Below are 965 nucleotides of genomic sequence, written 5' to 3'. Positions count from 1 at the left end.
GATGCGTTTGAAGTGGGGCAAGATGTATTTGATGCGTTTTGCACCTCTACGCCGGAAGCTGTCGATGCGTTTGAAGACATCGGCAGCGGCAAATACCTTGCCGACATTTACGCTTTGGCGCGCATGGTTCTGCACCGCGAAGGCGTGAACATGATTTATGGCGGCACCCATTGCACCGTCTTGGAACGCGATACTTTCTTCTCCTATCGCCGCGACGGACAAACCGGCCGCATGGTCAGCCTGATTTGGCTGGAAAAATAAGCGTTGTATCTTATAGACAAGGCCGTCTGAAATACTTTCCGTTTACGGTTTCAGACGGCCTAAACATTATTCGTTATAATCCGACGATACCGTAACCGGTTTCAACGAAGGAATATCTAATGAAAAAAATCCTATTGCCTGCACTCGCCATATTGCTTGCCTCTTGCGGTTTTCACCTGAAAGGCACAGGCGTGACTTCGCAACCGCTGCCTTATCAAAACTGGCATGTAGAAGGCGGAGCCGTCATGCAAAAAGCGCTGGAAAATGCCTTACGCCGTGCCGACGGCCATCCGGTTAGCGAAGCCGAATCACAAATCACCCTGCGCGTTGTCGACTTCCAAAAACGTCGCGATATCTACACCATCACCCGCGCCGCCGCAATCAACGAATACCTGCTGGCCATGACCGTCAAAGTCCAAGCCTTCCGCAACGGCGAGCCGGTTGGCGAACCGATGGAAGTCAAGGTTCACCGCACCATGGACTACGCCGACAGCGAAGTTTTGGGCAAACAGGAAGAGGAAGAAACCATTTGGTCTGAAATGCGCATCGACGCCGCAGATCAAATCGTCCGCCGCCTGACTTTCCTGAAGGCGCGATAATGGCTGCCGCACCCATTGAGAGCCTGCGCCCCGATACGCCGCTCAAACCGTTGTACATTATTCACGGCGAAGAGGATTTGTTGCGCATCGAGGCTTTGGATACGC

At 52.8% G+C, this 965-nt stretch carries 2 protein-coding genes and 1 pseudogene; all 3 read left to right on the top strand.

Annotated features, from left to right (window positions below; genetic code table 11):
- A partial coding sequence (locus ACTHUM_RS15350) for a laccase domain-containing protein (RefSeq protein ID WP_440403334.1) occupies positions 1–261 on the top strand: 261 nt, incomplete at its 5' end.
- A gap of 119 nt (positions 262–380) precedes the next feature.
- Positions 381–860 carry an LPS-assembly lipoprotein LptE gene (locus ACTHUM_RS15345; RefSeq protein WP_440403333.1) on the top strand — a complete coding sequence of 160 codons (480 nt, stop codon included), beginning with the start codon at positions 381–383 and terminating at the stop codon, positions 858–860.
- A pseudogene (locus ACTHUM_RS15340) lies at positions 860–965 on the top strand (DNA polymerase III subunit delta); the annotation flags it as partial. The gene ACTHUM_RS15345 and the pseudogene ACTHUM_RS15340, both read left to right, overlap by 1 nt.

It is taken from the genome of Neisseria sp. P0021.S006 (genome assembly GCF_051956895.1).
This window is presented reverse-complemented; position numbering and strand designations above follow the sequence as displayed.